This is a genomic window from Stenotrophomonas sp. FSL W7-1447 (genome assembly GCF_037966425.1).
Lineage (GTDB): Bacteria > Pseudomonadota > Gammaproteobacteria > Xanthomonadales > Xanthomonadaceae > Stenotrophomonas > Stenotrophomonas pavanii.
In genome coordinates this window covers 302,154-326,535 of the sequence record NZ_CP150199.1, presented here as the reverse complement: position 1 = coordinate 326,535, position 24,382 = coordinate 302,154, and the positions used below count along the sequence as shown (strand labels likewise).

The following is a 24,382-nucleotide window of genomic DNA, read 5'->3' as shown; positions in this document are numbered from 1 at the left end:
CATACCCATGCCCATCCCCCAGATCACCATTACGCCGGCTGGCTTTGCCGCCATCGTCAACGCAGAGAACACCGGTACCGCGCCGGTCAAGGTCACACAGGTCGGCTTGACTGCTCAGCACTTCGATGTGGGCACCGTGGGCGCATCCGTGCCGGCGGAGTTCAAGCGCCTGACCACCTTCGGTGGCAAGGCCGTTGCTGACGACACGCTGCACCTGAACGTGCGCGACGATGGCACCGATACCTACACGCTGCGCGGCTTTGGTCTGTACCTGCAGGACGGCACACTGTTTGCCGTCTACTCGCAGTCCACGCCCATCATGGAAAAGGCAGCGGCCGCGACCCTGCTGCTGGCCACGGACATTCGGTTCGCCAAGATCAACGCCACCAGCATCGAGGTCGGCGATATCGACTTCATCAATCCACCGGCGACGACCACGCAGATGGGTGTGGTGCGGCTGGCCACCGAGCAGGAGGCAGACGCCGGCAGCGATCCTGCCACGGCGATCACCCCGCGCGGCCTGGCCCGCTACATCAACAACCGCTTCGGCACCGGCGCGCCTTCCACCTTCGTCAAGACGCTGCTCGGCTTGGCCACCGCTGCCATGTTCCGCGTCGAGCTGGGCCTGAAGGGCGCAGCGCTGCGCGATGAAGGCCATGGGAACGGCCTCAACGCCGATCTGCTCGACGGTGCGCACGGTGATTACTACCTGGACTGGAAGAACTTCACCGGCGTCCCGAACAGGTTCACGCCGGCTCCCCACTCGCATCCCATCGACGAGGTAGACGGCCTGCAACCCGCGCTCGACGGCAAAGCCAACCGCGCCGGAGACACCTTCACCGGGCCGCTGGCGGTGAATGGCGCCATGCTGCGTTCTTACGGATGGAACGGTGTAGCCAGTAACGGAATCCTGGTGCTGGGCGATACCGGCTCGTACATTCAGAAGAATGGCGCCTACTTCGACTTCAACAACTCGGCGGGCGGATATACCGCCACGCTTTCTGCCGGCGGCACGATCTGGACAAGCGGGAACTTCGATCCCGCCAGCAGGGTCAAGAAATCGGGCGATGTGATGACCGGCTCGTTGACCATGCCGGAGCTGTGGCTCAAGAACGGCGGTAACGCGAATGGATGGATTGGAACGGCTGCCGGCTCCGTCTACTTCGATGCTCGACAGAATGGCTCCGACACACCCAATGCGAGCATGCGACTCCGCGCAAGCGACTTCACTTGGGCCAACAGCACTGGCGTCACCGTCGCGAGCCTGAGCGGCTCGGGGGCCTTCGTTGCGAACTACGGTGTCAAGGGCAGCGGCGCGTTCGATCCAAACGCACCACAGGCGGCGGGGCTCATCTCCTCCGGGTCATATGGCGGCGGCATCGCCATGCAGGACGGAAACCACTGGGCGTGGCTCTACACTGCGGCCGGCGACACGATCTTCGCACGCGTGCGGAACGGGTCCACCGGAGTCACAAAGGAGCTGTTCAACGCAAACACCAGCTCGTTCCGCACGGAAACTAATCACGTCATTCAGAAGAACATTCCGGAAATCCAGTTCTATTCGCCCGCCGGCAGCGTTGGCTATAAGGTCTTCGCCAACATCAGCGATTCAGTTGCCGATGGCATCCACTTCTTCAACATCGGCGCCAATCTCACTCTCGCAAAGATCAAAAATAGCAGCGCGGAATTCGTCGGCTCCGTCATCGCTGCCGGGGGCTTCGACTTCGGCTCGTCGCGCAAGCTGAAGGACATTGACGGCCCAGTGTCCTATGGCCTGGCAGCAGTCGAGCGCATGGAACTGGCCGCAGGTCGCTACAAGCCGGAGTACAACGGCGATGGGCGCCGGCGGTTGTTCTTCGTCGCCGAACAGCTGGCGCAGTTGGTTCCCGAGGCTGTGGATATGGATGGCGTCGAGTTCGACGGAGAGCGCGTTCCGTCCGTCAAGCTCGACCAACTGCTGCCGGTATTGGCCCGGGCGATTCAGGAGCTTGCTGGCCAGGTCCGCGAGCTGCGGGAGAGGGTCTGACATGGCAAGCGGATACCGTATCAATGGCTATGACTTCGACGACCTGTTCGACCCCGACGTGATGGGCGATGGCCCAACCGCCAGCGGATACCGGCGGAGCGGGCAACCGCTCCGGTATGCCCACATCCAGTACGGTCAGAAGCGTGGCGACGTGGGATATCGCTCCGGCGGCGTCGACGTGTCGAACCTGTGGGCTGCAAAGGGCACAGCAACCTACGTTCTGCCCTTTCACGGCAAGGGCTTCTCCGCACACAACCAATCCGACACCAACGCGCAGGGCAACACCTCGGCGCAGGTGGAGCTGCGCATCAACGCCGATGGCGCCTACGAGGTCTGGGTGTCGACCATCGGCGGCGGCAACAACTCCAGCCGCGTGGCTGAGCGCGGGATGTGGCTGCGCAACGGCGGCGTGGGTGAGTATGACGTGCGCTTTGAGTTCGCCAACGTCGGCGCGGCGAACGTTGGCAGTACGGCGCCGGACTGGCGCAATGCCAGCGCTTCGCAGTCGTGCTCGGCCCAGGTCAGCGTGCCCAGCGCTTCGGGCCAGAATGTGCGCGCGGATGTGGAGTTCCACTGCCTCATGCGAAGGGCCGGCGGGACCGTCAGCCGTTCCATCATGGTGGCCAGCGTAGGCGCGGCCGGCTGGTGGTAACCGCAGCTTTGTAGCGCGTCGATCTACGCGTGCCATTACGTGCGCGCGCGAGAGGCACGGCACAACATGGGCGCATGGATAGCGCCCAGCCCCAACAGATCAACAACCTGCTGCGCCATGGCGTGGTGACGACGGTCGATCATGCGCGTGCGCTGTGTCGTGTCCGCACGGGCGAGGCCCATACCGACTACATCCCATGGCTGGCATCCGCCGCCGGCACGCTCGCGGTGTGGGCACCGCCGAGCGTCGGCGAGCAGGTGACGCTGGTGTGCAGCGACGGCGACCTGGCCAATGCGGTCGTCCTGCGCGGCCTGTACTGCGATCAGTACCCCGCCCCGTCCGACAATGCGGATCTGGTCATGGTCAAGTTCAGTGATGGCGCTGTCATCAGCTACGACAGCGCGTCACATGCGCTCGCAGCCATCCTGCCCAGCGGTGGCATTGCCACGATCACCGCAGATGGTGGCGTGACGATCAACGGGCCGGTCACCATAAACGGCGATACCAGCATCACCGGCCAGGTCACCATCAACGGCAAGGCTGAGGCTTCCGAGGACGTTGTGGGCGGCGGCATCAGCCTCAAGCAGCATAAGCACGGCGCGGTGCAGCCGGGCAGCGGCACGTCGGGACCGCCGGCATGATCGGCATGGACGGTCAGGCAGGCAGTTTCAAGGACGACACCGCGCATCTGCGGCAGTCCATTGCCGACATTCTCACTACTCCCATCGGCTCGCGCATCCAGCGCCGCGACTACGGCTCGCTGCTGCCGGAGCTGATCGACCAGCCGTTCAACGAAGCCACACGGTTGCGCCTGTATGGCGCTACTGCAACGGCGCTGATGCGTTGGGAGCCGCGCCTGCGCCTCAGCCGCATCACCCTCGCGCGTGGTCAGGAGCCAGGCACGTTCGTGCTGGATCTGGATGGCCAGCGCACGGTGCCCGCCGGCGCCTCCAGCACCACCCGTCTCTCTGTCCCGCTTCGCTTCCGCACCCCATAACCGCAGGAGTTCCCTCATGGCCACCGACTACCACCACGGCGTACGCGTCATCGAAATCAACGGCGGCGTGCGTCCGATTCGCACTGTTGCCACCGCTGTTGTCGGCGTCGTCTGCACCGCGCAGGACGCCGACGCCACGCTGTTCCCCCTCGACCGACCGGTGCTGCTGACCGACGTGCTGGGCGCCGTCGGCAAGGCCGGCACCAGCGGCACGCTGCGCGCCACGCTGCAGGCCATTGCCGACCAGGCCAACGCCATTACCGTGGTGGTGCGCGTCGCCGAAGGTTCCGACGACAGCGCCACCACCGCCAACGTGATCGGCAAGAAGGACGGCGCCACCTTCACCGGCATGCAGGCGCTGCTGGTAGCTGAGGCGCAGGTAGGCGTGCGTCCGCGCATCCTGGGCGCACCCGGTCTGGACACCCAGCCGGTTTCGGCCGCGCTGGCGGTCATCGCCAAGAAGCTGCGCGCGATGGCCTACGTGAGCTGTGCCGCCAGTGCCTCGGTCAGCGAAGCCATCGCCTATCGCGAGCAGTTCAGCCAGCGCGAGCTGATGCTGATCTATCCCGACTTCGTCGCGTTCAACACTGCCGACGCCACCACCAGCATGGCGTTCGCGACCGCCCGCGCCCTGGGCCTGCGCGCGATGATCGATGAGCAGCAGGGTTGGCACAAATCGATCTCCAATGTGGCCGTCGCCGGCGTGACCGGCATCAGCCGCGACGTGCACTGGGATCTGCAAGATCCGGCGACCGACGCTGGCCTGCTGAACGCCGCCGACATCACCACCCTCATCAACTCCAACGGCTACAAGTTCTGGGGTTCGCGAACCTGCAGCGACGACCCGCTGTTCGCCTTCGAGACGGCCACGCGCACCGCGCAGATCCTGGCCGACACCATTGCAGAGGCGCAGATGGTCTACATCGACAAGCCCGAGCATCCGTCGCTCATCCGCGACATGCTGGAGAGCATCAATGCCAAATTCCGAGAGCTGGTGAACGCGGGCTACGTGCTGGGTGCATCGGCCTGGTACGACGAAGCCGCCAACGAGCCCAGCCAGCTGAAGGCCGGCCGGGTGACCATCGATTACGACTACACGCCGGTACCGCCGCTGGAGAACCTGGTACTGAACCAGCGCATCACCGACCGCTACTTCGCCGACTTCCCGGCCCGTATCAACGGCTGATGCCGTACTGAGGAACCATTCCCATGTCCATGCCCAGCAAGCTCAAGAATCTCAACCTGTTCAATGACGGCCTCAGCTACCTGGGCCAGGTCACCGAGGTCAAGCTGCCGACCTTGACCCGCAAGATGGAGGAATACCGCGCCGGCGGCATGCTCGGCCCCATCGATATCGACCTCGGCCAGGAAAAGATCGAACTGGAATGGAAGTGCGGCGGACTGATGCGCGACGTGCTGCGCCAGTACGGCGCCATCGCTCACAACGCCGTGCAGCTGCGCTTCGCTGGTGCATACCAGCGCGAAGATAGCGCCGACGTGGACGCGTTGGAGATCGTCATCCGCGGCCGCCACAGCGAGATCGACCCCGGCACCGGCAAGGTCGGTGACGACACCGAGTTCAGCGTGAAGACCACCGCCAGCTACTACAAGCTGAGCATCAACGGCCGTACCGAGATCGAAATCGACATGGTCGGCATGGTGTTCATCGTCAACGGCGTGGACCAGCTGGCCGGCCAGCGACGCGCCATCGGCGCCTGACCCACATAACCGGGCTGCCTCAGCGGCCCGGCCCACCTCTGCCCTGAGAGACCCACGACATGACTGACAAAGCCACCACCACCGCCGGCGCCGAAGCCATCGACGCCAACACGGTCACCCTCGACTACCCAATCCAGCGCGGCGAGCAGGTCATCGCCACCATCAAGCTGCGCAAGCCCAACGCCGGGGAGCTGCGCGGCATCAAGCTGGTGGACCTGCTGCAGATCGACGTGAGCGCGGTGGCCGCGCTGCTGCCGCGCATCACCGAGCCGACGCTGACGGCTGCAGACGTGAACAAGCTGGACCCTGCCGACTTGGTCGCCATCGGCACCCTCGCCGCTGGTTTTTTTGTGCCGAAGGCGCAGCGGGAATTCCTCAGCGCGTAGAGGATTTCATGGCCGATATCGCGGTGATTTTCCCATTCACTCTCACCGAGCTATCGGCCCTCTCGCTGTTTGAACTGATCGAATGGCGCGAGCGCGCCCGTGTAAGAAGTGGAGCCGAGCCGTGATACCTTTCGCCCATGGACATAGTGGTCTTCATCGCCTTGGCGGGCCTCCTGCTTTGCGGAGTCGGCACTCTGCTGACCTGGGCATTGAGCGCGCTGTGCCGCCTGCTGGCGGCGCTGGTTTCCTCACCGACCGACACGCCCTCGGCGTAGCCGGTACATCGGTTGTCGTCGCATGAGCGGCGGCAACCTTCGCCTGCAGGTGGTGCTGCAGGCTCTCGATCAGGCCACCGGTCCCTTCCGCAAAGTCATGGCCGGCAGCAAGGGGCTGGCTTCGGCCCTACAGGCGCAGCAAGCCACCCTCCGGCGCCTGAACAGCGCCCAGCGCGATGTGAGCGCCTACCGCCAGCAGCAGCAGGCGCTGCGCGGTACCGAGCAGAGCTACCAACAGGCGCAGGCGCGCGTGGCGGCGCTTGCCCGCCAGATGAGGGAGGCTGGCACCCCCACCCGCAAGCTGAGCCGCGAGTTCAGCCAGGCCAAGACGGCCGCCGCCCAGCTGAGCGCCCAGCAGAAACAGCAGCAGGTTGAGCTGCAGCGGCTGCGCTCGGGACTGGATCGGGCCGGCATCAGCACGCGCCAGCTCGGTGCGCATGAGCGCAGGCTGCGCACGGATATCGCCGCCGCCTCGCAGCAGATGGAGCAGCAGCGCGCTCGCCTGGCTGCGCTTGACGCAGCAAAGGCACGTAGCCAGAAGATCCACAGCGCCGGCATGAATGCAGCAGCCCACGGTGCGGGTGTTGCACTGGCCGCGTTCGGCGCGCTGCGCGCCCAGGTCCTGCCCATCGCTCAGGCCATGGACTTCGAGTCGGCTATGGCCGACGTGAAGAAGGTAGTGGACTTCGACACGCCGGACGGCTTCGAGAAGATGGGCAACGATATTCAGGAGCTGTCGCGGCGCCTGCCAATGGTGCCCACCGACATCGCCAAGATCGTCGCCGCCGCCGGCCAGGCCGGCATCGCCAGCAACGAGCTGACCCGTTTCGCCGAGGACGCGGCGAAGATGGGTGTGGCGTTCGATACCACCGCCGAAGACGCCGGCCAGACGATGGCTACTTGGCGCACCGCGTTCCGCATGGGCCAGGATGACGTTGTCGTGCTGGCCGACAAGATCAACTACCTGGGCAACACCGGCCCGGCCAGCGTGCAGAAGATCAGCGAGGTGGTGAACCGTATCGGTGCCCTTGGCGAGGTCGCCGGCCTGGGTAGCGGCCCGCTGGCGGCGCTGGGCGCGACGGTGGCCGGCATGGGCATCGAGTCGGAAGTGTCTGCCACGGGCATCAAGAACATGCTGCTCACGCTGTCCTCGGGCGATGCCGCAACTGCCCGGCAGGTGGCATCGTTCGACAAGCTCGGCCTCAAGGCAGGGGATCTGGCCAAGGCGATGCAGGACGATGCCGGCGGCGCGATTCTCGGCGTGCTGGAGAAGCTCAAGCAGCTGCCCAAGGCCGAACAGGCCGCGACCATGACGCAGCTGTTCGGCCGCGAGTCCATCGGCGCCATCGCACCGCTGCTGACGAACCTCGACCTGCTGAAGGAGAACCTGGGCAAGGTCTCCGATGAGCAGAAGTACGGCGGTTCGATGAACGCCGAGTACGCCGCCCGTGTCGGCACGGCCGAGAATGGCCTGATCCTGCTCAAGAACAGCGCCATCGTGCTGTCCCAGCGCATCGGCAAGACCCTGTTGCCCACGGTGAAGGAGCTGGCTGCGCGCGTGGCCAAGGTCGCCGACCGCATGGCCGAGTGGGTCAAGAGCAACCCTCAGATGGTCGCCACCATCGCCAAGCTGGCCATCGGCGGCACCGCGCTGGCTGCTGCGCTCGGCGGTTTGGTTGTCGCAGGTGGGGTCGGCGCGATGGCGCTGACGCAGATCCACAAGGCTGTGATGCTGCTCAGCGGTGGCGGCGGCTTGGGCAAGCTGGTGGGCCAGGTGCTGTCCTTGGCCGGCCGGGCGTTCCCGATGCTGTTCAACGTTGGCCGCATGCTGCTGCCGCTGCTCGGGGGCATCAGCCTGCCGGTGCTGGCCATCGGCGCCGCCATCGGCGTGGTGGCAGCGCTGGTGTGGAAATACTGGGAGCCGATCAAGGCATTCATGATCGGCACCTGGCAGGGCATTCTCGACGTGGTCAATCCGATCATGGCCGAGCTGGCCACCGCGCTCGAACCGCTCGGCCCGGTGTGGGACATGGTGTCCTCGGCGATGAGCCAGGCGTGGGGCTGGGTGATGAAGCTGTTCGCCCCGTTCGAGGCCACCAGCGAGCAGCTGCAGGGCGCCACCGATGCGGGGCGCGGGTTCGGCCAGATCCTGGCCACCGTGCTGACGGTGAACCTGCGCGTGGCGGTGAAGGCCATCGGCTGGCTGGTCAGCGCCTTTACCACCATCCTGCCGGTGATCCAGAACGCTGTTGGCGGTGCGTGGACGTACCTGCAGGGCGCGTGGAATCTGATCGTGGGCCTGTTCACCGGCAACGGCGACAAGATCCGCTCGGGCCTGAGCGCGATGTGGGCAGGCGTCAATCAGATCCTGCTCGGCTGGCCGGCGCAGATGATGCAGGCCGGCATCGACATGGTGCAGGGCCTGGTCAACGGCATCGTGTCCAAAGGCAGCGCGGCCATGGATGCCGTCGCCGGCGTCGCCTCGGGCGTGGTGGGCAAGTTCAAGGGCATGCTCGGCATCCACAGCCCATCGCGGGTGTTCGCGCAGTTCGGTGACTTCACCATGCAGGGCCTGGCCGGGGGTCTCGACCGCAGCCAGGGCGAGCCGCTGTCGCAGGTGGCTACCCTGGGCGACCGGATGAAGCAGGCAGGCGCAGGAATCGCCCTGGGCGCCGCTGCGCTGCCCGTCATGGCCAGCGCCGGCCCGGTAGTGGCGCCGGGTGCCGCGCAGGCCGCCACGGGCGCCGCAGGCGGCAACAGCTACACGATCCAGATCACAGCGGCACCGGGCAGCGACGGCCAGGCCATCGCCGACCTGGTCCGCCAGACCATTGAAACCATTGAGCGCGAGCGGGCCAGCCGCCGTGGCTCCCGTCTGAGCGATTGAGGCACGCCGCCATGATGATGACCTACGGCACGTTTGTGTTTTCCCTCTCCACAGCGGCCTATGAGCAGCTGCAGCGGCAGATGACGTGGCGCCACGCCAGCAGCGACCGGCTGGGCGCACGCCCGGCCCGTCAGTACGTTGGCCCAGGCGACGACACCATCACCCTGCAGGGCACCATCGCCGCCGAGCTGGTGGGCGATCTGCAGGTGCTCGACACGCTGCGGGAGCTGGGCGACCAGGGCAAGCCACAGGCGCTGGTGGAGGGCAGTGGGCGGGTATATGGCGCCTTTCTGCTGGTCAGCCTGAGCGAGACGCGCAAGGAGTTCTTTCCCGACGGCACGCCGCGCCTGATCGAATTTCAGATGCAGTTGGAGCGCGACGACGACGGCGCCACCGAGGCGGTCGCATGAGGGCGACACCGTACCCGATCCCCGCATGGCGAGTGGTGCTGGACGGGCAGGATCTGACCGACCGCCTCGCGCCGCGCCTGCTGGACCTGTCGCTGACGGAGAGCCGGGGCGACGAAGCCGACGAACTGAATCTGCGGTTGCACGACCATGATGGGCGCGTGGCGCTACCGCGACGCGGCGTCACGCTGCAGGTGGCCATCGGCTGGCGCGAAAGCGGATTGTTCGATAAGGGCACGTTCGTGGTCGATGACGTGGAGCACAGCGGCGCTCCCGATATCGTCTCCATCCGGGCGCGCTCTGCGGATCTGACCGGTGCTGTCCGCAGCCGCCGCGAGCGCAGCTGGCATGACGCCACCCTGGGCGACATTCTCGGCACAATCGCCGCCGAGCATTCGTTGCGCCCGTCCATTGCCGCAAACCTTGCGTCCGTCCGCATCCCGCATCTTGACCAGGCCAACGAGAGCGATATCAATCTCCTGACGCGCTTGGGGAAGCGTTTTGATGCGGTGGCCACGGTGAAAGCCGGCGCGCTGATCTTCGCGCCTATCGGCGCCGGCACTACCGCCAGCGGCCAGCCGCTGCCCGGTGTCCAGATCACTCGTGCATCCGGCGATCAACACCGCTACACCGTGGCTGACCGCGAGAAGTACACAGGCGTGCGCGCGTACTGGGGCGACCGCAAGGCAGCGCGTCGCACCGGTGTGCTGGTGGGCACGTCAGAGAACGAGAAGAAGCTGCAGCCCACGTATGCCACTGCCGAGGAAGCGCGCCAGCATGCCGAGGCGGAGTTCAAACGGCTGGATCGCGGCACGGCCCAGCTCAGCTACCGCCTGGCGCTCGGCCGCGCCGATATCTATCCGGAACAGACGGTGACGGTGAGCGGCTTCAAACCGGAAATCGATGGCACCGATTGGCTGGTGTCCAAGGCTACGCACACCGTCGACGGCGGCGGAGGCTTTGTTACCGCGCTGGAGCTTGAGCGCGGCGGCGAATCCAGCGCAGAAGTCTCGGCTTGAAGTAACGCGTGAGCGCGCCTGCGGCGAAGAACATGGCGGCATGCGCGAGCGAAGATCCGCAGTCATCCGCAACCGCTGCCGCCGGGTAAGTGGCCTGCCAGATCGCCAGCGCGATCAATGCTGTCGACAACGGGCGCCCCGTCTCCGTGGGCGCCCGTTCGCGTTCGTCGCCTTCCGCGCTGTGCTGGTGCGCATGGGGACACTGCATCTGCACATCGCCGGTAAACACCTGGCCAATCACGGCCCCCTCGAACACGGTGGGCCCGCCGCACACGCACACCACCTCGCCACGCTTCACATCACTGCTGCAACCCATATTCCCTCACATCGAAAACCGCGCCCCACCGGCGCCCTGTACGGGCGAGTTAGCGGCCTGAATGCGATGTGGGGTGAGCCTCAGCGGGCGGCTTTCTTCGAACCTTTCGGAGCCTTGACAACGATCTTTTGTCCGCGCAGATCAACATCGCCGCTGATCTGCTGGCCGATGCTGGTGTTCTCGAAAGAGGTTCGAGGCGCGCTTGTGGCCGACGCCGGCGCTACGCCACGCAACGCGGCCATCACGGCGGCACGTGCCGAAGGCGACGCACTGCGCCAGGCATCGAGCAGATCGGCATCGGCTGCGGCCAGGCGCTCGCGGGTGCCGGTCAGCAAATAGACCACGTCGACGCCGAGTTCATAGGCGGCGGTGAGGTAAGCCGCGCTGGCTCCCACACTATCCATCTCATAAAAAATCTGTGTGCGCTTGGTGACTCCACACGCGACACCCATGGCCTCTTGGGTAAGGCCCAGACGCTTCCTTTCTTCCTTCAGCCTAAGACCCACACTCACGCTCAAACCTCCTTGACAGGTGAAATATGTTTCACCGAAGATAGTGAAAGATCTTTCACTGCTCGCTTAACACGGGGAATTGGTATGACTGCCACACGCCGCACGAATCGCCAGAAACTGCGTACGCCGGAGGAAGCTCGCCAGCACCTGCGCAACATGGGAATCACCGTCGTCGCCTTTGCTCGGCAGAACAACCTCGACCGGCACGCGGTTAACGATGCGCTGCGCGGTGTCGGCAAAGGCAACTTCGGCAAGTCGCATGAAGCGGCTATCGCGCTTGGCATCAAGCGCGATCCCAATTCTTGCACAGTTCCCGCCAAATCCCGTCAGTTGACCGCAGGGCGTGGCAAGACAAACGAGGCCTCCCCCAAGCGCACGGCCGCCAAGCGGGCATCCAAGGTTCGGGGCAAGGTATGAGCGCCGCCGTTGGCCAGCGTGCTGTGTTCTGCTGTCCAGCCTGCAAAGCGCCGTTGGTGAAGCGCACCAGTGCGTTGCAGCACCAGTTCCTGCGAACCGATGCCTATGTGTGTCCCAATCCGATGTGCGGGGCGACATACACTGGCAATTCAGAGCTGACCAGCGTCGCCAGCCCGAGCGGCCTTCCGAGCGCACCCGCATGCGAACTGCCACCGACGCCCGGCTACCAGCGCACTTTGCTGCAACAGCGCTGGAAACAGGATCGGGGCGAGGTACAGCTCGACTGGATCGACTCGTTAGAGGAAGCACCACCCGGCGGTAGCGATCAGCCCGCCGTCTGAATCAAGGTTTCCCCTTCCACAACGAAATGACCTGGCGGCTTTGGCCGCTGGCTAGGAAGTGCTGCGCATGATGCGACATAAAACTCAGCGTGACGGTTGGTCCACCGCCACACAACCGAACTTCGTCACCAGCCCGAGCGGTGTTGAGTACGTGCCGTACGCGGAAAAATCCCGCAATGCGGCCGAACTGCGCGCCTTGGTCGAGGCCCACATTGCCGCCGGTGGCGACTACCAGCAACTGCCCTCAACTGTCGATGCGCGGGTGTCCGCATGAGCCTGCGTGTTGCTGAATCTCGTTTCCACACTTTCCGCCATTCCCCCTTGACTTCCCCGCAGGCAGGGAGCAGAGTTTGCCGCAAGGAGACTCAAAACTCCGAGGATACAGCGGCAACCGCGCCCGTCAGCATTGCGGTTTTTTTGCGCCTGCAAAACGAGCGCACCGACGCTTTCTGCGTCGGGAGGGCGGCAGCCATACAACACCCGCAAGGGGAAAACTGCCCGCCGGTCTGTATCCCGGTTTTGAGCCTCCCGACACCTTCGGCGCGACGACTCAAAACGTCTCGCCGAGGCCACACCTCGGATACAGGAGACGTCTCCATGCCCCATGGCGCCCCTTCCACGCCCGGCAATGCTTCCGCGCGTCAACTCTCGCTTACCCTCGGCCTGATCGCCGACACCCTCGCATGGCCCTCTGAGGACTATCAGGCGTTCATCGCCCGACTGGTCGGCGTAGGCATGTCCCCGCTCGCCATCACCCTGGGCGACGTGCTGATGGCCTACACGGCACAGTGCGATGCCCGCAGGGGCGCGCACCAGGACGACAGCAAGGGGGCGCACTGATGTCCCCCGCAAATGTCGTGATGCCGACCGAGGCGCTGCGCCCGGTCATTGTTCTGGAAACGCAGATCCCCGGCTTCGGCCTTCGCGCCTCCTTCGACCAGCGGCGAGTGCTGTACTTGGCCCTGATACACATCGATTCCGACACCGCCGCAACCGTCTCCGCGCACAACTCGCGGAATGTGCAGCGCGCCGCTAACGAAGGCATCCAGACCGGGACCGTTGTGTACTTCCTCGCCAAAGGCGAGGCCGACCGTTTCTTCGACTGGCTGCGCACCGGTGACAGCTATCCGGGCGGGGTGAATTGATGGCCAGTCACAACGGGCACACGCCACCGCACCGGAACCCCTCGCGGGCCGTTACCGAGGCGCATGGCCATCTCATCAGCGCCGACGACGTGACGCGCCTGTGGCGCATCTCCTACGCCGTCGAGCTGATCGCCGTACTCCCTGCTGAGGCCGCCAAGGTGCTGGGCATCACTGCCGACCACACTTCGGCCGTGGCCGAGTACATCAGGGACGACCTGCGGGGAATTCTCGCCCGGTCCAAGCCAGCAGACGAATAGGCCCGAGGCGGCGCACCACCGCCGCCATGGGTCGCAAGGAGAGAGCCATGCACGCCCCCGCGTCACCAGTCAGTACCCCGTAAGCCGACCACACCCGCATCGCCGGCAGCGCACCACCGCTGCCGACGGTGCCAGGAGAGAACCATGCACCACCACTACGCCGCAGCTGCGGCTTGCCAGGGCTGAACCGGCATGCAGGAAGAGATCCGCCAGCAGGTCCTGTCGCGCATCGAGCGCGACTACGGACTCAAACACCGCGTCGGCACGCCATACATGCGCGGGGGCAAGTGCCCTCATTGCGGCAAGAAGGAGCTGTACACCAGCCACCTCACGCCGTGGGTATTGCGTTGCGGCCGTCAGGCAAAGTGCGGACAGGAGGTGCGCGTGCGCGACCTCTACGACGACCTGTTCGACGACTATTCCAAGCACAATCCGCAGACGCCGCAGGCACCGCACGCCGCCGCTGACGCCTACTTGGCGACCGGCCGCGGCTTCAACATCAAACCGCTGCAGGGCCTCTACACGCAGGAGGACTACTACGACCGCGCCAAGCGCCAAGGTACGGCCACAGTGCGCTTCCCGCTGGTGAAGGGCGGCTGGTGGGAGCGTCTCATCGACCGCCCGCACCGGTTCGGGAAGATGAAAGCCCGTTTTGCCCCAGGCGAAAGCTACGCCGGGGTGTGGTGGGGCGCGGCTGCCCGCGACCAGCTGCGCACGGCCCGCGAAGTGTGGATCGTGGAGGGAATCTTCGACGCAATCGCCCTGCTGCAACGCGGGATCTGCGCCGTGGCCGCCATGTCGAGCAACGCCTATCCCGAACTGTCTCTCAAGGAACTGCGGGATGCACGCCCCAACGACCTACCGGTGCTGGTGTGGGCCTTGGACAACGAGCCCGGGGCACGTGGCTACACCGCCAAGCATGTGCGCCGCGCCGAAAGGCTGGGGTATCGCTGCAAGGCGGCACAGATCGAGCAGACCGGCGAGAGGAAGACCGACTGGAACGACCTGCATTTGCGTGCCCAGGCTGCAGAAGACGGCGACAGCCAGTGGCAAGCCGATATCGAGTTGGCACTGCACAATGGCGCGCTGCTCCTGGCGCGCACCGCCATGGACAAGGGCCTCATCATGTACGAGCGCGAGAAGAACACCGAGTTTCACCTTGAACACAACTCGCGCCTGTACTGGTTCGAGTTCGACGCGCTGCGCTACGAGAAGCTGTGCCGCGAGCGCGCCGGGGACCGCGACCTGGCCAGCGAAGATGAGCTGGAAGATGAGGAGCTGGCCAAGATCCAACGCGCAAGCGCGTCCGTTCGACAGATCGCCAACTGCTATCCAGAGGCGCTGTACTTCCAGAAGCACGAAGCCACCGACGAGAGCTGGTACTTCTTCCGCGTGGACTTCCCACACGATGCGCCCTCGGTAAAGGGCACCTTTACCGGCGCTCAGATCGCCAGCGCCACCGAGTTTAAGAAGCGCTTGCTAAGTCTTGCGCAGGGCGCGCTGTTCAGCGGCACGGGGAAACAACTGGACCGCGTGATGGACGCGCAGACGTTTGGCATCAAGGACGTGGCCACGGTCGATTTCGTCGGCTACAGCCCGGACCACAAGGCGTACATCTTCGGCGACCTGGCCGTGCGCAATGGTGAAGTCACCCTGGCCAACGCCGAGGACTACTTCGAGTTCCCCAAACTGCGTATCAAGACCACGCAGCGTTCGATCCGCATGGACATTCAGCGCGATCATGAAGCCTACCGAACCGACTGGCTGCAGTGGCTGTGGATCTGCTTCGGCACGAACGGCATGGTGGCGCTCACGTTCTGGTTTGGCTCGCTTTTCGCCAACCAGATCCGCAGCGCGCACAAGTCTTTCCCGTTCTTGGAGGCTACCGGCGAGGCCGGTGCCGGTAAGACCACGCTCCTGACGTTCCTCTGGAAGCTGCTCGCCCGCAGCGATTACGAGGGTTTCGATCCCGCCAAATCATCCAAGGCCGGCCGCGCCCGCGCCATGGGACAAACCTCGGGCATGCCGGTGGTGCTGCTTGAAGCCGACCGCGATGCCCCGGACAAGGCGCACGCGAAGTCGTTTGAATGGGACGAATTGAAGGACTACTACGGTGGCGGCACGCTGGCCACGCGTGGCGTGCGCAACGGTGGCAATGAAACCTACGAGCCACCCTTCCGAGGCACGATCGTCATCAGCCAGAACGCCGCCGTGGATGCCAGTGAGGCGATCATGACGCGCATCGTCAAGCTGCACTTCCGCAAGCCCAACGCGACGACGGAGAGCCGGCAGGCAGCGGACAACCTAAATGCCCTGCAGGTCGAAGATCTGAGCCACTTTCTCATCAAGGCCGTACGTGCCGAGGCACAGGTGATGGAGAAGTTCGGCGAGCGAGTGCGCTTCTATGAGGCCAAGCTGCGCGACAACAAGGATCTGCGGATGGAGCGCATCATCAAGAACCACTCGCAGATGCTTGCCATGCTCGATGGGTTGCGCCTGGTCATCGACATCCCCGAAGAGCTGGTAACAGCTACACGCCAAGCGCTGGTTGCCATGGCGATGGAGCGCCAATCGGCCGTCAGCGCAGACCATCCCCTGGTCAATGAATTCTGGGAAGCCTACGAGTATCTGGAAAGCCTCGGCAATGGTGAGCGGCCAGTGGTCAATCACTCCCGCGACCCGCAGCGCATTGCCATCAATCTGAACGATTTCATCGCCAAGGCTGCGCACCACAGCCAACCGGTGGCGGATCTAAAGCTGCTGCGGGCGTACCTGCGAGACTCGCGCCGCTACAAGCTGGTCGACGCGAATCTGACGGTGAACAGCGCCATCAAAACCAATAGCACCGGCGGTGGCGTGGCCGTTCGCTGCTGGGTATTCAAAAAATGACCGGCTCGAAGCACGTCACGGTATTGGACGCATTCTGGCATGTGGTCGCGCGAGGGCTGGCGTCGCGGGGCGTCGGCGATCACATGGGTGATTCCGATCACCTTGGCATTTGCATGCCGGAAGTCAGGACGGAAGCACGCCGCTTGGGGGTGCAGCTGCCGGCGGGCAAGCCGCTTCTTGACGCCGTCCGAACTTGCCCTCGGCTCGTTCGCATTTCGGCGGTCAGGAGCCGCATCCGACACAGCACCGTGAGGTGCTGGGTATTCAAGAAGTAAGCGCAACAGCGGTCCGGCGGGCAGAGCACCACCTCTGACCCCAAGGCCATCCACCAACGAAGTTCAGGAGAGAACCATGCACGACATGATCGGCAGTACCGACCACACCAAGGCATTTCCGCAGGATTCCGACACCGGACCAGTGGCAAAGGCTAGCACGGCTGGGGGAATGTGTGGATTTGACATGGCGCAAGGCCGCGATTGCAGCGCCACCATCACACTGCGGATCACCCACAACCAGGTGATCGCCACCGCCCAACTGGACATGGGCGGGCAGAAGGTCGCCCAGCGCGTGTTCGAGCGGCGGAAAGGCAGCTCAGCAGGATGGATTCTGGCCAGGGGAAATGAACACTTTTCTGACGAGGCGGATTGGATCTCGGCCGAGCTGGCCGCATTCGCTGACCGGCTTCCCTTTCCGTTCGCGGTAGCCAACATGCTTCCGGGTGCGAAGGCCAGCTCCAAGGTGGTTGCCCAAGCTGCGCAGGAGGTGGCCAATGGCTGATTTCGTCGCATTGCTGGCCATGTGCGTGCTGCTGCCGGTCGCTGGCGCCACCATGCTCAAGATGTGGCAGACCCGCCCCCCCCGCCGCCGGCACACCGGCCTGGCCGTGGGTCAGATCCCGCAGGCGCTGCGTCGCCGCGCCCCAATGGCCGTGCGCCGCGCCGGAGGTGCAGCATGACCACCGACAACAAGACCCTGGCGGACGTGCAGCCCGGTGGGAGGGTAAAGCTGGTGGATCTTGCCGAGCGGGCGCGGTTTGAGGGGTGGGCGCGTGCGCAGAGCTACCGAGGCGGCAACATCCTCACGGACCGCGATGCAGACCATCCGAACATGTACGCCGACCCGCTCGGCCAGCTGACGTGGAAGTGCTGGCGAGCCGCCCTCTCCGCCCAGCCCTCCCCGGGTGGTCCGGGGGATGCGCTGGTAACCGACGCGATGGTCATGGCCGCACTGCAGGCAACCACGCGTGAAACACTGGCAGGCGTTAGCGATTGCGAAAGCAAGGTGATCAGCGTTCTGACGGCCTACGGGATCGATGGCGCCGTGCATATCCCGACCATGGTGCGCGCCATGCTGGAAGCCGCCCTCGCCGCCCGCCAGCCAAGGCACGGCAGTTCATTCGAGAATTGAGGGCCGCCGCATGACACAGCAGCAGAAGGCACCGCCGCGCGCCCTCCCCGCCTGCCCGGCGGGCCATAAAGCCAGGTACGTCCATGATCTACGCCGTGAGAGCGCGGGCGGCGGCCACCTGATCGAGTGCCGTTGCAGCACCACTGCAAAGCATCCGTCGTTTGACCTGGCTTGGGCACATTGGCACAAGCAACACGGCCTGCAGGCAGTTCAACCGGCGACGCCTTTGCCGGCGCCCGCACCCCAGCTGCAGCTGCGGCTAGTTGGAGGAACAGGTTGATGGCAGCGCCGGGAACGGCAGGTGGAGGTGGGTTCGGCACGTTCTGGATGCTGTTTGGACAGTTTGGGGCAACTCTGACCGTCGCACAGTTGCGTGACGCCTTCTTCCCGTCATCAACCATGAAGACCATGGCCAACAAGCACAGCGCGGGTCTTTTGCCACCCCGTATCGGGGAGGTCTACGACACCCGCGACGTAGCAGACTGGTGGGACGAACAACGGACGAATAGGACGCACTGACTAGGTAACGAAAAAGCCGCCTTGCAAGGCGGCTTTTCCCTTAGCGCTGCTCTACTCGCTGTCGCTCAAGTAGTCGCTGCTTTGCCTTGGAGGTTTGTTCCTCAAGACGTGGCTCCCAATCGCGGCACATCCATTCAAGGTGTTCAAATGCGAGGTCTTGACCGGCACCGAGCGGCTTAGGATCACGAATCCACTTCACCAGCTTTTGCGATCTCTTAAATCGGCTCACAACGATCTGACCCACGGTATCTAGAAGCAGATCACAATCAATGTCATTCGCTCTGACGCCTACAGCCATAAATTCGAAGTAGTTGAGGATGTAGCGCAAAGCGGCGATTGCACGCGCTTGCTCAAGCTTGATGGGGCAAAGAGGTTCGTCTGCAGTGGCAGCATCCTTTAGGCGCTTTTCCGCGCCAGGAGCAAAGTACGGAATGTACTCATCGGGGATGTCTTCGACACTGGACGGGAAGTGATCGCTTACCAAAGCGTTGCGGGCGAGGTACTCCGAACTCTTCATCATCTCCATGACCAGCGCAAAACTGCTGTTCATGCGCTGAGTGCGAGCAGAGAACTGATAGTGCACATACCAGCCCAGACCACCAAAGACGATTGCAGTCAGAACCGGAACTACGTTCAAGATGCGGTCATTCTGGTCGTTCGCATTGAAGCCCGGCCAGTTGAAGAACCAGTAAAGGAACGTTGCTACTGCAGTAGCAAGCCAGACCACTGTCCATGCGCAGACAGTGGGAACGTGTTTGTGTCCTTTCTTAGCCGCTCGAAATACGGTGGGAGCCAAGAAGGCACCCAGGCCAAGCTGTGATACGACCGCCAAAAGGACCACTGCCTTAGCTTGGTAAGCGCCACTGCATGCCAAAGTGAGCGTTACAAGGCTAACGACAAGCGACAGCCAGCTCCACACTGGCGCGAACTTCAAATCCGTGAAGATCCTTTCCATTTTTCCCCTCATACGAGAGAGGCCCCTAACGTGTAGGGGCCTCTGCTTTTTCTATTCCGTTGCTTGGGCCTTAGCCTTCAACACCATTGTTCTTCATACAGACCTCCATGACGGGTGAAGCGGATGGGACGGCACCAGTGTATCTGGGTGCTATGAGGAAAGTGTAGACGGTCCGCAAGAATTTCCACACTCCCCCTCAGCTATCGGCTGGGCCTCCCGGCGACTTTAATGCGCCATTAATGTGCCTGAACCCGCAAAAGCCTTGTCCCACAAGGCTGTAGGTCCAGTCCATCATCGGGGCAACGGACAGGCGCAGGGAATCGGCGTAACGGGCGGCGGCGGACGTCATCGGGCTGGTGATCGCAGAGACTGGCATTGCCAGTGAGATCAATAGTTTACACCGACCGGCTGAATGGCGGCGGGTGGCCCCGGGACCGGTCGACCGGCCCCAGGGACGCGCAGGCCTTAGAGCCCGCGGTTGCGCACCTGTTCCTGCTGCTGTTCCTGTGCACGCGGGTTGAACTGGCTGTCCAACGCCTCGCTCTGCCGGCTGCTGGCCTCGACAGAGTGCGATACCGCTTGCTGGCGGTCGACGAAGGTCCGCTGCGCGGCCGGATCGCCCAGCTCGCCCTGCACTGCGAACAGGCCGGTGCCATCGGGGCGGGCCACGACGTGGTCGATCTGGCGCATGCCGGACACCTTGCTCTCGTAGGCCAACTGGCCGGCCGCACGCTCGGCCTCCTGCGGGTTGGCGAACAGCGGCTTCAGGCCGGCCTGGGCGCGCTGCTGCTCCAGCGCCTGCAGCTTGTCCAGGGCCTGGCCGAAGCGCGCGTGGTCGGCATGCCCGGGGTCGCGCATGCTGGCCGGCGCCGCCGGTTCGGCCCGACCCGGTGCTGCCGGCGGGGTGCTGGCCTTCACCGCGTTGGGGGCATCGACCTGCGCCAGGGTCTTCCGGCCGGCCTTGCCATCGTCGTCGAGGCCGTTGTTGGCCTGGAACTGCTTCACCGCTGCGACCGTGTCCTTGCCATACACGCCATCGGCATGCAGCGGCTTGCCGTCGGCCCCCGCGTAGCCCAGCGCCGCCAGCTTGCCCTGCAGGGCCTTGACCTCATCACCACGTTCGCCCTGCTTGAGCACGCCATCGGCCATCGGTGCCTGTTGCGTGCTGCGCGCGGCCTGCGCCGCTTCGGGGCCCTGCGCGTGGACCTTGCCGCCCAGGGTGATGCGGTCGTTGAGCATGTCACCCAGGAACCTGCGGTATTGATCGGGCTCCAGCTCGATATGCGCATGCACGGCACCCGGGGTACCGGCGTCGGACTGGCGGATCAGGGGTGCACCGTACTCGACGAAATCACCGGTCTTGTAGGGCGTGGTGCCACGCGCGCCGTGCAGTACCTGCCCCACCAGTTCGCGCTCCGGATGACCGGCCGGGTGGCTCCAGATGCTGATCGAGTTCCACTTGTCATTGTTGACCTGGACATACCCGGCGACCGGATTGGGAATCATCACCTCCCGGTCGCCGCGCGCATTGCTCAGGATCAGATCCTTGTGCACCAGCGGGATGCCGTTGCGATCACCGCGGGTCCGCACGGTTTCCAGTTCGCCCTCGACCATGGCCGACGGCCGGTCAGCCTTGGCGGCATTGCCGGTGCGCACGGCCTCGGCATTGGTGTTGGGGTGATGGATCTTCAACTCGCGATAAGCGTCCTCGCCACTGGTGCCATGGCGCAGTGTGCGGTTGCTGCTGCCGTTGCCAAAGGATTCGACCACGACGATGCGCTGGCCACCGGGCGCAGGGGCGGTATCGGGCTCACGCGCGGTTGCGGGTGCAGGCGTCGCAGTGCCTGCCGGGGCGGTCGGCGCTGCGGGCTGCACCGGCGTGTGCCCGCGTACTGCGGTATCCAGGGCCTGCAGGGTCTCCCGGCCGGCCTTGCCATCGACGGTCAGCCCGTGGGCCTGCTGGAACGCGCGCACCGCATGCTCGGTATTGGCACCGTAGTGGCTATCGGCCGCCAGCGGTTGCCCGTCGTGGCCGGTATGGCCCGCCTGGATCAGCTTGGCCTGCAGGGCCTGGACCTCGGCCCCACGCTCGCCTGGGGTCAGCACGCCGTCGGCCATCGCCGCTACCGCCGCACGCTGGCCACGCTGTCCGGGTTCGGGCTCACCGAACGCCTGCTGGTAATCCTTGCCCTGGTACGCCTCGGGATTGCGGTTGACCTGGTCGTAGCGCGCCAACCCGACCAGCGCAGTCTTCTCGGTGAGCGCGCGGTCACGCAGCGAATCCCACAGGGTCGGCGAGCTCTGGAAGTGCGACTGCACGTTGGCGTGCTTGTAGTCCTGCACCGCGCGGACAATCTGCTCGTCACTCAGCTCAGCCAGCTTGAAGTCTTCGCCGTAGGTGTGCTGGAGACCCTTCTGGAACACCGAGCGGGTCATGCCGCGGTACTGCACCGAGGTGCTCCACAGCGCATCCTGCACGGCCGGACCGCGGCCGGAAAGATCGATGCCCACATCCTTCAGGCGCCCCATCTGCACGTCATAGTATTTGTGCTGGATGAAGTCGTGCTGGTCCCTGGCAAAGCCTGCCGGGTCGGCAGCCGCCACCTCCTTCCAGCGTTCGGTAAAAGCCGGGGTTCCGGCCTGCAGGCCATGGAAGCGGTTGCCGTAACGCGATGCAGCGATGTACTCGTCCACGCCACCCACATTGGTCGCGTACTGGTAACTGCCATACGACACGCCACCGTGGTCGCCCCTGCCGGTGGACACGTGGCCGGGGCCGCGACCGCCGGTTTCGAAATGCGCCGACGTCTGGCCGCGATGCCAGCTATCCATCGCCTGCTTTGCCTGGGTCACAACATCCATCGTCCTGCACTCCTTGGCGGGGGAATTACTTCGAGGTCAGTGCCTGCAGCACATCGGCACGGTTGGCCGTGCGATTGATCCGGCAGGACTGCGCGTCCAGCATCTGTCCCTGCCCGTCTTCGGCAGGGTTCCAGCTGCAGTAGCGATTGGTATCGGACATGTAGGCCGCCTGCTCGTCCATCAGCCTGTCCTTGTCCTTGCCATCGGGGCCGTCGACGATCTTCATGAAGGCCTGCTCGAGGCGCTGCTCCTGCCAGGCAAGCTCCTCATCGCCACACGCCTGCAGTGCGGGGGTCTCGCCGCCGCTGGAGTTCACGCACGTGGCGTACTGCGGCCGCAACGTGGCCTTGTTGTAGGAATCATCCGGGCGCCGGGGTGGCATGTCTTCGTCATAGGCGTCCGTCGCTGTCGTGGCAGGTGCAGCACGTGCAGGCTCTGCAGTGGCCGGCGCCGATGCAGTGGCAGGCGCGGCCGCAGCAGGCGCATGCGTCGTATCCGCCTGCGGGTTCTTGGCCTGGCATGCTGCCAGGCTGAGGCTCAGTGCCAACGCAAACGCGATGGCTGCGGCCTTACCGAACGTTTCGCGGGGGGCCGCTGAAAGGTGATTCGTTCCCTGCATTGCTTGCATCTCCTTGGCATCCAGGCACGTGGCCCGTCAACGCGAAGCCGTCCATCGGCCCGATCGGGAACTGCATGCTACGTCAGCACGGATTTCAGATGCCTGACTGGATTCAGAATGTGTGCACCGATCGCAGCCGCTTTGGCCCGGTCCCGCGCGGGGCGCGGCGGCGCTCTACAATCGCTCCATGGCCGCCGATCGTCCGCAGTTCTTCGACTCCACCACCGAACAGGGCGTACTGCGCCTGTCCATCGCCGCCTCATTGCTGCTGGCTGCCGCTGCGGTGGTATTCGGTCTTCTGGCCAATTCCTCGCTGATCATCTTCGACGGCATCTACGGCCTGATCGATGTGGTGATGACCTGGCTGTCGCTGCTGGTCGCGCGTCTGATCGCGCTTTCAACCAGCACCGACGCGCTGCAGTCGCGGCTCAACCAGCGCTTCACCATGGGCTTCTGGCACCTGGAGCCGATCGTGCTGGGGGTGAGCGGCACGCTGATGATCGGGGCGGCGCTGTATGCGCTGGTCAACGCGGTGGATGCGCTGATGTCCGGCGGCCGCCACATCGCGCTCGGCCCGGCCATCGCCTTCGCCGGCTTGTCGATCGTTGGCGAAGGTGCGCTGGCCGGGTTCATCCTGCGCGCCAACCGCCGCATCGGTTCGGAGTTCATCGCGCTGGACGCGAAGAACTGGGTGATCGCCGCCAGCATGTCGGCCTGCTATCTGCTGGCCTTCCTCGGCGGCGTGCTGGTGCGCGGCACCTCGCTGGCCTGGGTCGGGCCGTACATCGACCCGGCCATCCTTGCCTTCGTCTGCGTGCTGGTGATGATCGCCCCGCTCGGTACCGTGCGCCGGGCGCTGGCCGGCATCCTGCTGGTCACTCCGCCGGAACTGCAGGCGCACGTGGACGCGGTGGCACGCGCGATCGTGGCCAAGCATGGCTTCGTCGAGCACCGCAGCTACGTGGCCCAGGTGGGGCGTGGCGAACAGATCGAACTGTTCTTCGTGGTGCGCGAGGACGACCCGCCGCGGCCGCTGGTGGAATGGGACCGGCTGCGCGACGAGATCGGCGATGCGCTGGGCGAAGCCTCGCCCGACCGCTGGCTGACCATCATGTTCACCACCGACCGCGAATGGACGATCTAGGCCAACAGGACGATCGATCAAGTTTTTCGTACGCGTTGCAACCCACCGTACGCGGAAAGCGGGCAAAGTAGGCTCCAACGCAACACCCACCCACTGACCAGGAGCATCCCGATGTCCATCGAAAAGGTTCTGTACACCGCCCAGGCAACCTCCACCGGCGGCCGCGAAGGCCGTTCCGTCTCCTCCGACAACGTGCTGGACATCCAGCTGTCGACCCCGCGCGAGCTGGGCGGCGCCGGTGGCCCGGGCACCAACCCGGAACAGCTGTTCGCCGCTGGCTACTCGGCCTGCTTCCTGGGTGCGCTGAAGTTCGTGGCCGGCCAGGCCAAGGTCGCGCTGCCGGCCGACACCACCGTCACCGGCAAGGTCGGCATCGGCCAGATCCCGACCGGCTTCGGCATCGAGGCCGAGCTGACCATCAACGTGCCGGGCGTGCCGCGCGAGCAGGTGGAAGAACTGGTGCAGAAGGCGCACATCGTGTGCCCGTACTCCAACGCCACCCGCGGCAACATCGACGTGACGCTGGTCGTGGCCTGATGCAACGGGGTCAGAGCCCTTTCGCGTTGCGAGAGGGATCCGACCCCAGGGAACCCACCCCAAAAAAATGGGCGGATGCCGGTCGAAACCGAAC

29 protein-coding genes are annotated in these 24,382 nt (G+C 64.8%); 24 read left to right on the top strand and 5 right to left on the bottom strand.

All coding sequences use genetic code 11. The annotated features are described in order from the left end of the window. The first annotated feature begins 7 nt into the window (after positions 1 to 7). The 11 genes from NSQ78_RS01385 (at position 8) to NSQ78_RS01335 (ending at position 10,368) form a co-directional block, all read left to right on the top strand. On the top strand, positions 8 to 2,026 hold the full coding sequence (locus tag NSQ78_RS01385) for a tail fiber domain-containing protein (protein WP_339207664.1): 2,019 nt from the start codon (positions 8 to 10) through the stop codon (positions 2,024 to 2,026). A gap of 1 nt (position 2,027) precedes the next feature. Continuing rightward, positions 2,028 to 2,678 (top strand): hypothetical protein, encoded by a 651-nt coding sequence (locus NSQ78_RS01380; RefSeq protein WP_339207662.1) that lies wholly within the window; start codon positions 2,028 to 2,030, stop codon positions 2,676 to 2,678. A 74-nt stretch (positions 2,679 to 2,752) separates the two neighbouring features. After that, positions 2,753 to 3,319, top strand: coding sequence for a phage baseplate assembly protein V (locus tag NSQ78_RS01375; protein WP_053461905.1), 567 nt, complete (start codon positions 2,753 to 2,755; stop codon positions 3,317 to 3,319). Further along, on the top strand, positions 3,316 to 3,675 hold the full coding sequence (locus NSQ78_RS01370) for a GPW/gp25 family protein (RefSeq protein WP_339207659.1): 360 nt from the start codon (positions 3,316 to 3,318) through the stop codon (positions 3,673 to 3,675). The genes NSQ78_RS01375 and NSQ78_RS01370 overlap by 4 nt, the downstream gene beginning before the upstream one ends. Before the next feature lie 16 nt (positions 3,676 to 3,691). Next, positions 3,692 to 4,861, top strand: coding sequence for a phage tail sheath protein (locus NSQ78_RS01365; RefSeq protein ID WP_061478808.1), 1,170 nt, complete (start codon positions 3,692 to 3,694; stop codon positions 4,859 to 4,861). A gap of 23 nt (positions 4,862 to 4,884) precedes the next feature. After that, positions 4,885 to 5,394 (top strand): phage major tail tube protein, encoded by a 510-nt coding sequence (locus NSQ78_RS01360; RefSeq protein WP_049405130.1) that lies wholly within the window; start codon positions 4,885 to 4,887, stop codon positions 5,392 to 5,394. Positions 5,395 to 5,453: 59 nt separating this feature from the next. Then, positions 5,454 to 5,780 carry a phage tail assembly protein gene (locus NSQ78_RS01355; RefSeq protein WP_061478809.1) on the top strand — a complete coding sequence of 109 codons (327 nt, stop codon included), beginning with the start codon at positions 5,454 to 5,456 and terminating at the stop codon, positions 5,778 to 5,780. A gap of 8 nt (positions 5,781 to 5,788) precedes the next feature. After that, a complete protein-coding gene (locus NSQ78_RS01350) occupies positions 5,789 to 5,905 on the top strand; it encodes a GpE family phage tail protein (protein ID WP_014648142.1) in 117 nt (38 codons plus the stop codon). Between the two features lie 172 nt (positions 5,906 to 6,077). Continuing rightward, the gene (locus tag NSQ78_RS01345; protein ID WP_339207652.1) at positions 6,078 to 8,942 is read left to right on the top strand and encodes a phage tail tape measure protein; all 2,865 of its coding nucleotides are present in this window, start codon (positions 6,078 to 6,080) and stop codon (positions 8,940 to 8,942) included. Between the two features lie 11 nt (positions 8,943 to 8,953). Then, the gene (locus NSQ78_RS01340) at positions 8,954 to 9,352 is read left to right on the top strand and encodes a phage tail protein (protein ID WP_164184998.1); all 399 of its coding nucleotides are present in this window, start codon (positions 8,954 to 8,956) and stop codon (positions 9,350 to 9,352) included. Further along, the gene (locus NSQ78_RS01335; RefSeq protein ID WP_049405135.1) at positions 9,349 to 10,368 is read left to right on the top strand and encodes a phage late control D family protein; all 1,020 of its coding nucleotides are present in this window, start codon (positions 9,349 to 9,351) and stop codon (positions 10,366 to 10,368) included. The genes NSQ78_RS01340 and NSQ78_RS01335 overlap by 4 nt, the downstream gene beginning before the upstream one ends. Here the strand turns inward: NSQ78_RS01335 and NSQ78_RS01330 are convergent. Together NSQ78_RS01330 and NSQ78_RS01325 are read right to left on the bottom strand one after the other, a co-directional pair. Beyond that, positions 10,313 to 10,666 carry a hypothetical protein gene (locus NSQ78_RS01330; RefSeq protein WP_064237448.1) on the bottom strand — a complete coding sequence of 118 codons (354 nt, stop codon included), beginning with the start codon at positions 10,664 to 10,666 and terminating at the stop codon, positions 10,313 to 10,315. The two genes, NSQ78_RS01335 and NSQ78_RS01330, sit on opposite strands and share 56 nt — an antisense overlap. A 98-nt stretch (positions 10,667 to 10,764) precedes the next feature. Beyond that, positions 10,765 to 11,196 carry a helix-turn-helix transcriptional regulator gene (locus NSQ78_RS01325; protein WP_064237447.1) on the bottom strand — a complete coding sequence of 144 codons (432 nt, stop codon included), beginning with the start codon at positions 11,194 to 11,196 and terminating at the stop codon, positions 10,765 to 10,767. Positions 11,197 to 11,280: 84 nt separating this feature from the next. On the opposite strand from NSQ78_RS01325, the gene NSQ78_RS01320 reads away from it, so the two are divergent. The 11 genes from NSQ78_RS01320 to NSQ78_RS01270 all read left to right on the top strand — a co-directional run bounded on the left by NSQ78_RS01320 (position 11,281) and on the right by NSQ78_RS01270 (position 18,171). Next, positions 11,281 to 11,613 carry a hypothetical protein gene (locus NSQ78_RS01320; protein ID WP_080473086.1) on the top strand — a complete coding sequence of 111 codons (333 nt, stop codon included), beginning with the start codon at positions 11,281 to 11,283 and terminating at the stop codon, positions 11,611 to 11,613. Next, positions 11,610 to 11,954 (top strand): ogr/Delta-like zinc finger family protein, encoded by a 345-nt coding sequence (locus tag NSQ78_RS01315; protein ID WP_080473085.1) that lies wholly within the window; start codon positions 11,610 to 11,612, stop codon positions 11,952 to 11,954. The genes NSQ78_RS01320 and NSQ78_RS01315 overlap by 4 nt, the downstream gene beginning before the upstream one ends. A 70-nt stretch (positions 11,955 to 12,024) precedes the next feature. Beyond that, a complete protein-coding gene (locus NSQ78_RS01310; protein WP_230548407.1) occupies positions 12,025 to 12,228 on the top strand; it encodes a hypothetical protein in 204 nt (67 codons plus the stop codon). Between the two features lie 323 nt (positions 12,229 to 12,551). Next, positions 12,552 to 12,794, top strand: coding sequence for a hypothetical protein (locus NSQ78_RS01305; protein WP_053461901.1), 243 nt, complete (start codon positions 12,552 to 12,554; stop codon positions 12,792 to 12,794). After that, positions 12,794 to 13,099: a hypothetical protein gene (locus NSQ78_RS01300; protein WP_064237446.1), complete on the top strand. Its 306-nt coding sequence runs from the start codon at positions 12,794 to 12,796 to the stop codon at positions 13,097 to 13,099. The genes NSQ78_RS01305 and NSQ78_RS01300 overlap by 1 nt, the downstream gene beginning before the upstream one ends. Next, complete coding sequence (locus NSQ78_RS01295; RefSeq protein ID WP_339207643.1) at positions 13,099 to 13,356, top strand: hypothetical protein; 258 nt, start codon at positions 13,099 to 13,101, stop codon at positions 13,354 to 13,356. Before NSQ78_RS01300 ends, NSQ78_RS01295 begins: the two co-directional genes overlap by 1 nt. A gap of 192 nt (positions 13,357 to 13,548) precedes the next feature. Next, the gene (locus tag NSQ78_RS01290) at positions 13,549 to 16,245 is read left to right on the top strand and encodes a toprim domain-containing protein (RefSeq protein ID WP_049405147.1); all 2,697 of its coding nucleotides are present in this window, start codon (positions 13,549 to 13,551) and stop codon (positions 16,243 to 16,245) included. A gap of 351 nt (positions 16,246 to 16,596) precedes the next feature. Next, the gene (locus NSQ78_RS01285) at positions 16,597 to 17,022 is read left to right on the top strand and encodes a hypothetical protein (protein ID WP_230548406.1); all 426 of its coding nucleotides are present in this window, start codon (positions 16,597 to 16,599) and stop codon (positions 17,020 to 17,022) included. Continuing rightward, positions 17,015 to 17,200, top strand: a complete 186-nt coding sequence (locus NSQ78_RS01280; protein WP_064237444.1) for a hypothetical protein — start codon at positions 17,015 to 17,017, stop codon at positions 17,198 to 17,200. Before NSQ78_RS01285 ends, NSQ78_RS01280 begins: the two co-directional genes overlap by 8 nt. Next, positions 17,197 to 17,652, top strand: coding sequence for a hypothetical protein (locus NSQ78_RS01275; RefSeq protein ID WP_064237443.1), 456 nt, complete (start codon positions 17,197 to 17,199; stop codon positions 17,650 to 17,652). Before NSQ78_RS01280 ends, NSQ78_RS01275 begins: the two co-directional genes overlap by 4 nt. 279 nt (positions 17,653 to 17,931) lie before the next feature. Continuing rightward, the gene (locus tag NSQ78_RS01270; RefSeq protein WP_064237442.1) at positions 17,932 to 18,171 is read left to right on the top strand and encodes a hypothetical protein; all 240 of its coding nucleotides are present in this window, start codon (positions 17,932 to 17,934) and stop codon (positions 18,169 to 18,171) included. Positions 18,172 to 18,211: 40 nt separating this feature from the next. Here the strand turns inward: NSQ78_RS01270 and NSQ78_RS01265 are convergent, their stop codons facing one another. The 3 genes from NSQ78_RS01265 to NSQ78_RS01255 all read right to left on the bottom strand — a co-directional run bounded on the left by NSQ78_RS01265 (position 18,212) and on the right by NSQ78_RS01255 (position 22,607). Further along, the gene (locus NSQ78_RS01265; RefSeq protein ID WP_064237441.1) at positions 18,212 to 19,126 is read right to left on the bottom strand and encodes a DUF4760 domain-containing protein; all 915 of its coding nucleotides are present in this window, start codon (positions 19,124 to 19,126) and stop codon (positions 18,212 to 18,214) included. A 465-nt stretch (positions 19,127 to 19,591) separates the two neighbouring features. Continuing rightward, positions 19,592 to 21,988: a peptidoglycan-binding domain-containing protein gene (locus NSQ78_RS01260; protein WP_064237440.1), complete on the bottom strand. Its 2,397-nt coding sequence runs from the start codon at positions 21,986 to 21,988 to the stop codon at positions 19,592 to 19,594. A 25-nt stretch (positions 21,989 to 22,013) separates the two neighbouring features. Beyond that, on the bottom strand, positions 22,014 to 22,607 hold the full coding sequence (locus NSQ78_RS01255) for a lysozyme inhibitor LprI family protein (RefSeq protein WP_064237439.1): 594 nt from the start codon (positions 22,605 to 22,607) through the stop codon (positions 22,014 to 22,016). A gap of 187 nt (positions 22,608 to 22,794) precedes the next feature. On the opposite strand from NSQ78_RS01255, the gene NSQ78_RS01250 reads away from it, so the two are divergent. Beyond that, positions 22,795 to 23,751 carry a cation transporter gene (locus NSQ78_RS01250; protein WP_049466253.1) on the top strand — a complete coding sequence of 319 codons (957 nt, stop codon included), beginning with the start codon at positions 22,795 to 22,797 and terminating at the stop codon, positions 23,749 to 23,751. A 111-nt stretch (positions 23,752 to 23,862) separates the two neighbouring features. Beyond that, the gene (locus NSQ78_RS01245) at positions 23,863 to 24,288 is read left to right on the top strand and encodes an organic hydroperoxide resistance protein (protein ID WP_005411948.1); all 426 of its coding nucleotides are present in this window, start codon (positions 23,863 to 23,865) and stop codon (positions 24,286 to 24,288) included. The last annotated feature ends 94 nt before the right edge of the window (positions 24,289 to 24,382 follow it).